At 43.8% G+C, this 10,235-nt stretch carries 10 protein-coding genes and 1 tRNA gene; 4 read left to right on the top strand and 7 right to left on the bottom strand.

Annotation, left to right across the window (positions count from 1 at the left end):
* Positions 1 to 820: 820 nt before the first annotated feature.
* Positions 821 to 1,459 carry a DUF2284 domain-containing protein gene (locus CUJ83_RS15435; RefSeq protein ID WP_230743367.1) on the bottom strand — a complete coding sequence of 213 codons (639 nt, stop codon included), beginning with the start codon at positions 1,457 to 1,459 and terminating at the stop codon, positions 821 to 823.
* A gap of 295 nt (positions 1,460 to 1,754) precedes the next feature.
* Positions 1,755 to 1,826 (bottom strand) — tRNA-Gly (locus tag CUJ83_RS15430).
* A gap of 74 nt (positions 1,827 to 1,900) precedes the next feature.
* On the opposite strand from CUJ83_RS15430, the gene CUJ83_RS15425 reads away from it, so the two are divergent.
* Positions 1,901 to 2,608, top strand: coding sequence for an epoxyqueuosine reductase (locus CUJ83_RS15425; protein ID WP_230743366.1), 708 nt, complete (start codon positions 1,901 to 1,903; stop codon positions 2,606 to 2,608).
* 9 nt (positions 2,609 to 2,617) lie between these two features.
* Here the strand turns inward: CUJ83_RS15425 and CUJ83_RS15420 are convergent, their stop codons facing one another.
* From CUJ83_RS15420 to CUJ83_RS15410, 3 genes are all read right to left on the bottom strand, one after another.
* Positions 2,618 to 3,685 (bottom strand): DNA adenine methylase, encoded by a 1,068-nt coding sequence (locus tag CUJ83_RS15420; protein ID WP_230743365.1) that lies wholly within the window; start codon positions 3,683 to 3,685, stop codon positions 2,618 to 2,620.
* A 338-nt stretch (positions 3,686 to 4,023) separates the two neighbouring features.
* Positions 4,024 to 5,808, bottom strand: a complete 1,785-nt coding sequence (gene infB / locus CUJ83_RS15415) for a translation initiation factor IF-2 (RefSeq protein ID WP_230743364.1) — start codon at positions 5,806 to 5,808, stop codon at positions 4,024 to 4,026.
* Positions 5,809 to 6,137: 329 nt separating this feature from the next.
* Positions 6,138 to 6,344 carry a hypothetical protein gene (locus CUJ83_RS15410; RefSeq protein WP_230743363.1) on the bottom strand — a complete coding sequence of 69 codons (207 nt, stop codon included), beginning with the start codon at positions 6,342 to 6,344 and terminating at the stop codon, positions 6,138 to 6,140.
* 199 nt (positions 6,345 to 6,543) lie between these two features.
* Between CUJ83_RS15410 and CUJ83_RS15405 the strand changes: the two genes are divergently transcribed.
* From CUJ83_RS15405 to CUJ83_RS15395, 3 genes are all read left to right on the top strand, one after another.
* On the top strand, positions 6,544 to 6,864 hold the full coding sequence (locus CUJ83_RS15405; RefSeq protein ID WP_230743362.1) for a ribonuclease P protein component 4: 321 nt from the start codon (positions 6,544 to 6,546) through the stop codon (positions 6,862 to 6,864).
* A 158-nt stretch (positions 6,865 to 7,022) separates the two neighbouring features.
* Complete coding sequence (gene fen / locus CUJ83_RS15400) at positions 7,023 to 8,042, top strand: flap endonuclease-1 (protein ID WP_230743361.1); 1,020 nt, start codon at positions 7,023 to 7,025, stop codon at positions 8,040 to 8,042.
* A 62-nt stretch (positions 8,043 to 8,104) separates the two neighbouring features.
* Positions 8,105 to 8,776 (top strand): DUF169 domain-containing protein, encoded by a 672-nt coding sequence (locus CUJ83_RS15395; RefSeq protein ID WP_230743360.1) that lies wholly within the window; start codon positions 8,105 to 8,107, stop codon positions 8,774 to 8,776.
* A 38-nt stretch (positions 8,777 to 8,814) separates the two neighbouring features.
* Here CUJ83_RS15395 and CUJ83_RS15390 read toward each other — a convergent pair whose 3' ends face one another.
* Complete coding sequence (locus tag CUJ83_RS15390) at positions 8,815 to 9,288, bottom strand: sugar phosphate isomerase/epimerase family protein (RefSeq protein WP_230743359.1); 474 nt, start codon at positions 9,286 to 9,288, stop codon at positions 8,815 to 8,817.
* Between the two features lie 352 nt (positions 9,289 to 9,640).
* On the bottom strand, positions 9,641 to 10,021 hold the full coding sequence (locus tag CUJ83_RS15385; RefSeq protein ID WP_230743358.1) for a hypothetical protein: 381 nt from the start codon (positions 10,019 to 10,021) through the stop codon (positions 9,641 to 9,643).
* Between the last annotated feature and the right edge of the window lie 214 nt (positions 10,022 to 10,235).

Below are 10,235 nucleotides of genomic sequence, written 5' to 3'. Positions count from 1 at the left end.
ATACATTCTCTCATAAAATACCAAAAAAGAATGTAATCCACCTTCAAAACAATAAAAACACTTTTCTACCCCACAACCAAAACCAACAACACACCAAACCCAAAAAACACAAGCACGGGAACACTGGAAACACAAAATATTTTTAGAATTTAAGATCACGAAATCTCAAAAACTCACTCACCAAACCACAAAAGGCTCTAGTATCACCGTCAACGCACTAAAGTCTCAAATGCACGGCTTAATACTCGAAGTGCTCTAAGTTACTAACGCTAAAACAAGACCCGAACATTCTCCAAGCCACTAAAGTCTAATATCCCGGTTTGTGTATCCCTGATCCATCATAGATAATGTCGATCGTGAAACGTCGACCGTGAATTAAACTTTCGTGCCCTTGGAGAATGTTCGGGTCTTGTTTTAGCGTTAGTGACTTAGAGCAGGTTGGTGCGTTGAGCCGGGCGTTAGAGCTGTTAGAGCGTTGACGGTGATACTAGAGCCTTCGTGATTTGGTGAGTAAGTTTTTGGTGCTTTTTGAGCTCTTAAAAATCATATAAAAAAATTTTTGTGTTTCCGTGTTTTTGTGAGGTTACGTGCCTACCTGCCATCCGACAGGCATAACCATAAAAAACTTCATCTCAAAGACAGGTAGGTACGACACGTTCTTTCATACTTAAAACCTGAGCAAGAACCCGCCCATCAAAGATTTTGTGGAATAATGCTTCTGTCAGCATTTAAGGCCATTATCCAGGATAAGGTCAGTGTGGTCCGGTTTTGTGTTCTCGAATAATATTGTTATTTCCACTGGTCACGCGGATATATCAGACTAATCAATAAGCAATACACTCATAGGCTCAGGATTGCCTTTTATCGGGAACTTTAAAGCCATTCCGGCTTTCTCCGCTGTTTTTTTCATGTTAATACCGACCGCATGCTCCGGGATGCGGGCCATATTCGGATGAACGCATATCCCATTTTCTATATTGCATTTCTCGCATAACCGGCATGAACCGTTAACGAAAGCTATCGCAAAAGTGAAGCCTTCGTTGAAAGCTCTTTTTTCGAGTTCCAGCATAGACAGGTGGATGATCTTACTATAATCAAAATAATCGTTCCAGAACTTAGACGCCTCATCCTTTTTATCCTTCGGCGCTGCGGGATCAAGCCAGTATTTATAGATCGACTTAACCACATCATCGTCCGTCTCTGCCGGAGACCTGAACTTGACCAGCATAGCATATGAATACTCACTCAGTATTTTTCGGAACTCATCCGGAGTAGGGACATAAGGCGGGCAGGTTAATTTTTTACCGTAACCCACACAGCCGACCCTGCATTTTAACGTTACGCGGTCTTCGACAAGAATATCACCGGCAGGTATTATCTTTGCATCTATGGCACCCAGCTCCAGTGCTGACTTTTTAAGATCGTCGAATTTTTTATTTTGAGTTTCGTCTAAAGTCATTTTAAATCCTGCCTTATTATGTGGCGATTGACAGGAAATATTTTTCGAATCCCTGTCTGGATATCGATGCACCCGAAAGCCTGAGGAGCGAGCGAACAAAGTGAGCGAGCGTCGAACTGCATGAGGTTATATTAACAACAATAACGAGCATCGAACCGATTAGTTGAAAAACAGCAAATTCAAGAATTCGCAGGAAAACTTTTTGAAAAAAGTTTTCCGCTTGCCTTTCAAAAACTTTTAACGGTAGCAACTCCTTCGGAGTTGCAATTTTTTATAATGTTATATTAATAAGAAGTGCACCGATCGGGATTCGAACCCGAGTATTCAGCTTGGAAGGCTGAAGTCATAGCCGCTAGACCATCGGTGCGTATTAGAACCAACGCGCGAATCTACTATTACGTACAAAGTATTAATAATTTCGGGTGGTTAAGTATAGCTAGCATGTCAAGCCCCGACAAAACAAAAATACTAAAAAATGAAATAAAAGCCATAGCAGGCGAACACGGCATCGAAGTAGTCGGGTTCATGAAACTCGACGGCAACCCGATAATGCCTGAGGACGAAAAAAACCTGCTCACCGGTGTAAAATACACAGAGGGCGACATAGACATAACAAAGATCAAAAACCCCAAAGACCAGATGCCCGAAGCCAGGTCCATGATAATACTCGGAAAAAGGCTACTCGACGACAAACAAGACATACTGTACCACGTCTCGGACAGCTATATGACATCGATTGAGTTCATGATCCTGGACATAGCATCCCTTAAGCTACACAAGCTGCTCGAACAAAACGGCTTCAAGGCAGAAGATAACACATCCTATTATCTCAAAGTATGGGCAGTCCTGGCAGGCCTCGGATGGATAGGCAAGTCAAGGATGTTCGTATCCAAAGACCACGGCCCGCGCCTCAGGCTCAAAGGCATCCTGACAGACGCAGACATCGGCGAGGAATGCGAAATAATCAGCGATGCGACATGCGGCGAGTGCCAGGAATGCATCGATGCTTGTCCGGTAAAAGCAATATCCGACGAAGCATATGACAGAAGGATTTGCAGCACATGCAAGCTCAATAACCGCAAAGTCTCAGAAAACGCATACTCATACTGCACTATGTGCACAAGGTCATGCCCCGTAGGAAAATTATAATCCAGCGACCTATTTTCCGATCAGCAATACCTCTTCTGAATTATTATTGCTCAAAACATATTTGTAGCTCTTCCTTTCAAGCTCTATGACATCACCCTTATGCTTTTTCATCATCGATTTGAGCTCATTTATAGAGGGTATGCCGTCGGACCTGTATGATACGACTATGATGCTGTCCTGAAATTTTTCAAACAGCTTTTCAAACGCGGCATTGATCCGGTTCTTATCGGTCCACACAGATTCTTTCCTTTTAAGCCGCTTATGCCTGGAAGAATTATCTATCATTTCTCCCCATTTATCATAGTTCACGAGCCCCTCGAGAAAATGATAAAATCCAAAGTAGTCCACGCCGACGCCTTTACTTGAAACATAAGGAGTGTCGATATAGACAAGATCAAATGAGCCTTCAATGTCAAATACGTCACAGTTGATAGCCTTATTTCGCCTGCAGTTCGAGAACACCGCCCTGTTGGCCTCTTCTACAAATTTAAGATAATGCTCCTCGAAAGGCGTATCCCATGTGACCTTATTACCGAAGCTCCTTTTTACGTCGCTGGTCCTGACATACAGGTTATTCCGGTGAAAGAGATTAAAAGGCCTCTTAATGATGCAGGCCTGGAACAATGCAAAATATGCCAGGGCTTTTTTGTACTCATCCCCTATCAAGTTGATATTGGATGTCACTATATCAAGCCATCTATTCTCATCGTCAGTATAATAAATGCCCTTAAAGGTATCCTGAATAAATAAAGGATACTTCATATCCTGATGTTCTGACAAAATAAGATCAATGTCATCTTTAGAAAGCCTGACGCCGCTATTCTCGATCAATGCCTTCCCTATATGCCAGTTAAATTTGAGGTCATCGTTATAAGTGACAGTCTTTCCTTTTTGTTTAAGCAGGTAGGCGACGCTTCCCGTGCCCCCGAAAGCGTCCAGGGCCGTATCAAATTCCATATCTTTTACATATTCCCATATCCAGTCCACTATCTTTAGTTTACTACCCTGGAACCTGGTGGAAGGAAAAGCCGGCTCATGATCATATGATAGACCCTCCCCGAATAGCCTTGTCTGCACGAGTCCTGTACTCCTATCCCATTTCTGGGCGTTTCATTATTTATCATTTAAAACGTAAATCATTTATCTTAGACGGATAAATAATCTAAGTTTCTCACTACAAAGCGCTTAAAGTCGAAAAAGTACCGCACAATTTTATTCGAGTATCTGACACTTCTAAAAAAAGTCCTTTGTGTTCCCTTGTATCCCTTTGTGCGCTTTGTGGTGAAAAATTAGTGGACCTTATTCGCCTTTGTGCGCTTTGTGGTGAAGAATTGTGTTCCTTTGTGGTGAAAAAAGTAATGTTCCTTACAAACGATAATGTTAGTATATACTAATTCTTAGAGCAGTAGAAGTCTTTACTTTCCCCAGAAGTGATCGTCTTTTCTCTTTATCGATAAAAACTCGATAAGTGTCTCCAGCTCGTCCTGGCTCAGCACGTCCTTTAGTTGAAACTCCAGCACTTTACAATGGCTTTCGGGAATGTCCACGTAGTAGACCTCCCCCTCATGTATCTGACGACCGGCCACCGGCCCATCGAGTGATATCGCCACCTCCTTGCCCTTTTTCGCGAAGCTGATGTTCTCGTTCCTTTCCTGTATCTCCTTAATGACTCCGACTTTAGACCCATCCGGCTTTATCAGCACGTTCCCGGGCTTTATGCAACCGCCCTGTACCTGTACGCCGATAACGGCAGGCTTGCTCTGCCTGAAAGTGCAGTTGACGAGATATTTTATCCTGCCCGGCCGGACTATCTCCATCATTTTCTTCTTTTCGGCCAGCTTCTTCTGGGTCTCCTCCCAGTCGGCATAGTCGTCGATCAGGCGATAGATAACGTTCCGGTTAAAGATCCTGACGTCGCTTTCAAGCATATGTTCTTTAGCGTCGGGCAGCAGCTTGACGTTGAACCCGAGCACTACGCGGTGGAGCGGGTCGTTTATGGTCTCGGCCTCGATGATATCCTTCTTAGAAATATCTCCTACCTCAGCCTGTGCGATCGGTATCTTTAGCGACCTTAGCTCGCTGACTATCGCCTCGAGGCTGCCAATTGTGTCAGCTTTCACGATTATTCCTGTCTCGTCCGTCACGATCTTCGCGCGCTCTATCTCGCTCTCGATCTCCTTGATCAGGGCATTCAGCATGCCTTCCCTGGCCACCCTCAGATGAGACCCGGCCATAGCCTTGTCCAGGTCGGAAGCCAGTATCTTTACTCCCGCAGATGCCGTGACACGGTCGACATGGTCAAATTTTTCAACGATCCTTAGCTCCCTGTTAGGCATGGGCTTCAAAAGGGCCCTTACTTTGGTAACAATGGGCTTTTCTTTGCCGCCAATGACGATGGTGTCGCCGGTCCGTATCTCGCCGTCATAGATGATCGTATCGATAGAATACCCCAGTCCCTTATCCTCTTTTACCTCCAGCACAGTGCCTACTCCCGGGCCGGTGACATGCAGCTTAAGGTTCTTCTCAAGGAATTTTTGGGCAAGCCCTACAAGGACCATTAAAAGGTCCGGTATGCCCTCGCCGGTCCTGGCGCTGATCGGGACGATGCCGATCGTCCGGGTGAAGTCCCTTATACGGTCGTACCTGTCGGCGCTGAAGCCATAGGCGGACAATTTCCCGGCAAGATCATATATCCTGTTATCAAGCGCATTTTTCACGTTATCAGGCTGGCTCTCGAAAGTCTTTGTAAAAGAAAAGGACGGGTTTACCCTCCATCCGGGTATCCGGTCTATCTTATTGGCAGCTATTATGAAAGGTGTCTTATACTGTTTTAATATCTTTAGCGCCTCATCGGTCTGAGGCTGGAATCCATCGATAATATCGATCACCAGCACAGCCAGGTCTGATAATGCGCCTCCGCGGCTCCTAAGAGTAGTGAACGCGTGATGCCCCGGAGTATCTATGAATAAAAGCCCCGGAACCTCGATATTCCCCGGCAGCACCCCCTTACAGAGGGACTCTATAGTGTATAGGGGCACTTCGGTAGCACCTATGTGCTGCGTGATCTCCCCTGCTTCGATGTCGGTCACGGTCGTACCCCTTATCTTATCGAGCATAGAGGTCTTACCATGGTCCACATGACCCATGACACAGATTATAGGTGTCCTGAGATCCTTGATCTGCCTTGTAACCGTCGCCATAGAACATTCCCCTGATAAGTATGGATAATATACAAAGAGCCGACGCTCATCGATACTTACACATAGCCACCCTAAAATATTATGTTACGGGAATATCTCTCTTATTGCAAAATAAAGCGAATCCGGTGAAGAAAAACTATAAAAGACCTGAATAAAAGCCTGTTATACTTATTATTCGGTAGCTCTTTATGCATCGAATATACAAATAATAACGACGTAACCAGCCGCTATTTCGAAGATAATTCAAAATTTTATCAAAATACCGTATGTTCAATATCAACACAAGCGATTAACCGCTCAATAATTCCATTAGGTTTGAAATCTAGTAATTACATTAATATCGATTGTAGTGTAAATGGAAATATGTCTTGATAGTATGGGGCAAAACATGTCGATGGCGGAATGTTTTGTCGTCTTATCAGGATTATTATGATGGAATGATTTGTAGGGGTTGGTTCTTCCTCACCTACAACTACATGATATCCATCTCCAACACCCACCTCAACACCCACCTCAATACCCACCTCAACACCCACACCGCCACCGTAATAACGCGTCCGCAGGAAAAAAAGGGAAAACATCAATATTATTAAATACTGGTACTGTAAGTCCCTTATCATCCTGTTAGCGGACCGATGACATACGGCCGGCGGTGTTGGGGAGAGGGACCTTTTAAGATATTCTTCAGAATATGAATAGGTTTATTTAGTCCAAGCTTATTAAAGACAGGATTGAATGGCATCGCGTAAGAAAAAAATGTCCTCTGGGAAGCCTTTTAACGTCGACCTCGCGGAACAGAGAATTGAAAGATTGTTTTTGATGGCAAAGGACGCTTACGCTGAGCGCCCGGAACTCTCGGACCGTTACGTGGACCTGGCCAGGCGTATAAGTATGCGCCACCGTGTGGGCATTCCCGCCGAGTTCAGGCGAAGGATCTGTAAAAAGTGTTATTCGTACCTGTCGCCGGGAGCTAACAGCAGGGTTCGCATAGACGGCAAGAATATCATTATCACATGCCTTGAATGCGATAATATAATGCGCATGCCATATAAGTGATCAGTTTAGATCTGACTATTCTAATGTAAGTAAAGCACTTTTGTCTCAATGCTATGCCCTGGATCATTATTAACACACTGCACTTTGGTCTTCAACATATCACGGAACAGGTTAATTATAAATAAAATAGAACTTTGCCTTAATATGGGGATCTGAACATGGGAGTTGACCTGAGCGACCTGGTTAAGACAAGAGAGATAGAGCTTAAAGAGCTGAACGGAAAGATAATAGCGATAGACGCGTTTAACACTTTATACCAGTTCCTGAGCATAATAAGGCAGCAGGACGGGTCGCCGCTGACCGACGACAGGGGAAATGTGACATCCCACCTTTCAGGCATCATTTACAGGGTCACAAACCTTATAGAAGAGGGTATTAAGCCGGTATTCGTTTTTGACGGTAAGCCTCCCGTATTCAAAGCCGAGACCATCAAGGCAAGAGTGGAGGTCAGGGAAGCCGCGAAGCAGATGTATGAGGCGGCAAAAGCCGCAGGCTCGGCGGACGCATATAAGTATGCCATGGCATCGACAAGTATCAACGCGCAGATAGTACAGGACTCGAAAGAGCTGCTGGGCTATATGGGCATACCATACATACTTGCGCCTTCGGAAGGCGAAGCACAGGCGTCATACATGGTAAAAAAGGGCTCTGCAGATTACGTAGGCTCTCAGGATTATGATTCTTTGCTGTTCGGGGCACCTAAGTTCGTCAGGAATATTGCCATAACAGGAAAAAGAAAGGTCCCGAGGAAGAACATATATGTCGATGTCAAGCCTGAAGTGATCGAGTTCCAGGAAGTCCTTGACCAGCTCGAAATAACGCGAAGCCAGCTTATAGACCTCGCGATACTGGTCGGCACGGATTATAACCCGGGGATCTATAAAGTAGGTCCTAAGACCGCTCTCAAGCTTGTAAAGAAGCATGATAACATGGAGAGCATACTGACAGAACTTGGCCAGACCATCGAAAATTATGAGGAGATCAAGGAGTTCTTCATGAACCCGCCGATAACGGACGACTACATCATTAAGTGGGGTAAGCCGGAAACTGGCAAGATCAAAGAGTTCCTCTGCGAAGAGCATAGTTTCTCCGCGGACCGTGTGGATAAAGTGATCGAGAGACTGAACAAGGCTGTCACGGAAACATCGAAACAAAAGACTTTATCATCATGGTTTTGATCGAACAAACAAAGAATATAAGCTATAGCTGGTAAATACCTATATTTAAGAGGTGTAAAACCATGTCGGCATATGAACAATTATCATCTAAGCTCAAAAACATACTCGGATTAAAAGGCTCCCCGGTGGCTGTAAAACTGGTCAAGTCAAAAGAAGAGATACCAGCAGGTATCCCTGAGATCAAAGACAAGATCAGGCATTGCGAGATGGTCCAGAAGGCAAGGTTTGGCGATGTTTTCTATGCGACCAAAGAACATCACGCGTGCGCTGGCGGGGCTGGAGCTTTAGGAATAGCAGAGACACCTGAAAAAATAAAATCCGGTGACTTTTATTATAGCCTCGGGCGTTTCAATACCATAGGCGCGGCCAGAAGAACAATGAACGAAGTGCCTAAGACAGGGAGTAATTATTTAGCATCCGTTTACGCTCCGCTCGAAAAAGCTGATTTTACCCCGGATGTCGTAGTCGTGATAGGGAACCCCAAGCAGCTGCTCAGAATAGCTCAGGCAAGCGTATATCACTCGGGAGGACGCGTGACCGCAGACTTCGCAGGTATACAGTCATTATGCGGAGACGCTGTTGCAAAGCCGCTGAACACGGGTGAATTGAACCTGACCTTTGGCTGTGACGGCTCAAGAAAATATGCGAAGGTCGCAGACGATGAGCTTATAGCGGGCATACCCGTGGAAAAACTTGAACAGATCGTAAGCGCTCTTGAAAAATTCGCGCAGTGATAAATATCTGAAAACATCCATCGGATGTTTTTCTTTTTTTAAAAATAGCTTTTAACATAGCCTATAAGTTCTTTATATAAAGTGATTATTTCCCCTTCTTCATAATTTTCTAACTCTTTGGGATCGATCTCAAAGCTGATATTCCCATTAAAATTAAATTGTTTCATCCGTGACAACAGCATACCCAATGGCAGAAGGCCTTTCCCGGGAATAAGGTGGGACATGCCTTTGGTACCGCCGAAATCGCTAAGATGCACGCTTTTTACCCTTGGCGCGATCATATCATATGACAGTAATATGTCTTTACCGGTAGCTGCACAATTCGAAACGTCAAAGTTGATGAAAACATCATGTTCATATGCAAAATCGCGTATATTCTTTATATTCATTATAGGCTTCAGACAGGATATATTACAGGGAGCGTTATTCTCTATAGCAATAATATTGTTGCTGTATTTCTCTTTTAAATAAAGTATCTTATCCTTGAAAAGATAACAGCATATGCTTTTCAAAGCAGGGGTTAATGGGATTTTTAATATAATGTTATCAGGCTTTAAAGTTTCATAAAACGAAAACAGTAAGAAGTCCCCATTAACCAGGCGATATAAAGGATTTTTTGATATCAATGAGGGAGCTATAATATTTTTAAAAGGCATATTATGGTCTACTGATAGCCGGTATAGGTCATCAGCGTTAACGGTAAGTCCTGAGCAATCAAGCTCAACGCCGTCGAAACCTGCTTTATCGGATAGTTCCATTAATCTGTTAATACTGGAAAAATTTCCGGCAGGTATATGTGAGAGAATACAGGGCACAAAAGAATAATACAAATTACAAAATTAAAAATAAGAGTCGAAAGAAATATTACATATCGTAATACTTTTCCGTGATTTTAATATCCACATCGCCCATCATGACGTATTCTTTCGATGAACTGTCATTGTTCAGTATCTTTCTTTCCACGCGATAATTATTGCTCTTCAGAATATCTCCAATAGGTATCACTTTATCCCGGATCAGTCTTATAAAGACCTCGGGGTTCTCCTCCACATCGATCTCAACGGAAGAATGCACGACAACCTTATTGTCCTTTATGAACTCGGATACTCTGACTATTTTGTTCCCGTTCTCTTCCTGACTTATTACCTTGAAATCGACATTCTGATAATTATCTTTTAGATACTGTGTCGTAGATATTGTAGAATTTAAAAGGATGTCGAACCAGGACATTGACATTGGCCTCATGATAGGAATTATCAGAACTAAATAAATAGGGTTGAACATCTCATATAGAGATGTTCAGGTTTAATAAGTTTCTCTCAGTTTATGCTTTCACGTATAGTGTGCCTTTGCCGCCTTCTGCGCGGTCGCCGGTGAGTACGTTGAACGCGTACTTTTTGCCGTCGATCTCCAGTTCCTGGGTTCCCTTGGTGGCGAATCCGGGCATCATGCACTCGAT

Origin of the sequence: Methanooceanicella nereidis (assembly GCF_021023085.1) — an archaeon.
Classification (GTDB): Archaea; Halobacteriota; Methanocellia; order Methanocellales; family Methanocellaceae; genus Methanooceanicella; species Methanooceanicella nereidis.
Note: the sequence above shows the minus strand (reverse complement) of the source record. Positions and strands in the feature narration are given on the sequence as shown.